Here is a 1,100-nt window from a genome sequence, read left to right as displayed (position 1 = left end):
GCCGAGCGGGTCCACCGGGAGGTCCGGTTCGGCGACCGGTTCGGGGGCGTCCAGCACTTCGTGGACCCGCTCGGCGGCGCGGCGGACCCGCTGCCGGTGGCGGACGGCCTGCGGCAGGTCGGTGACGGCCTCGAAGGCGGCCAGCGGGGTGAGTACCACGACCGCGAGCCACACGCCCTCCAGCCGGCCGGTGTGCACGGCCTGGGCGCCGAGGAAGGCCGCCGCCGTGACGGTGAGTCCGGCGGCCAGCGTGGTGAGCGCCCCGGCGAGCGCGACGACGGCGGCGGAACGTCCGGCGATGCCGGTCAGCCGGGCGTCGGCCCGGCGGACCCGCTCGGTGGCCGCGGGCAGCGCACCGGCGACGGTCAGCTCGCCGGTACCGGTGAGCAGGTCGACGGCGTGTGTGGTCAACGCGCCTCGCTCGGGCGCCAGTTCGCGTTCGGTCCGGCGGGCGACGAGAGCGGTCAGCAGAGGGACGGCCAGGCCCGCGACCGCCAGTCCGACGGCCAGCGCCAGGCCCGCCTCGGGCAGCAGCCAGCCGGTGAAGCCGACCGCGAGGAGCGAGACCGCGCCCGCGGCCGCCGCCGGGAGCAGCCAGCGCAGGAAGTAGTCCTGGTAGGCGTCGACGTCCGAGACCAGGCGGCTGAGCAGGTCGCCGCGCCGGCGGTGCCGCAGCCCGCCCGGCGCCAACCGCTCCAACCGGCGGAACACCCGCACCCGTACGTCCTCCAGAATCCGCAGCACGGCATCGTGGGAGACCAGCCGCTCGGCGTACCGGAACACGGCCCGGCCGATGCCGAACGCCCGCGTCGCGGTGACGGCGACCATCAGGTAGAGGATCGGGGGCTGTTCGGACGCCCGGGAGATGAGCCAGCCGGAGACGGCCATCAACCCGACGGCGCTCGCGAGCGCGAGCACGCCGAGCGTCCCGGCCAGCAGCAGCCGGCCACGGCGGGCCAGTCCCTCCTCGCGGACCCGCCGCAGGTGCCCGCCGGCCGGGGCGGTCGCGGCCGTGTCGTCCGGTGCGGCGGTTCCGGCGGCGTCGCCCGGAGCGTTGCCGGGGTCGAGCGGATCGGCGGGCGCCGGGCGGTCGGGAGCGG

General features: G+C 77.5%; 1 protein-coding gene. It reads right to left on the bottom strand.

From position 1 onward, the window contains the following. Positions 1–1,100: thiol reductant ABC exporter subunit CydC (gene cydC, locus FNX44_RS27095; RefSeq protein ID WP_143651597.1), on the bottom strand; the 1,100-nt coding region annotated here is incomplete at both ends.

It is taken from the genome of Streptomyces alkaliterrae, assembly GCF_007097205.2.
GTDB lineage: Bacteria > Actinomycetota > Actinomycetes > Streptomycetales > Streptomycetaceae > Streptomyces > Streptomyces alkaliterrae.
This window is presented reverse-complemented; position numbering and strand designations above follow the sequence as displayed.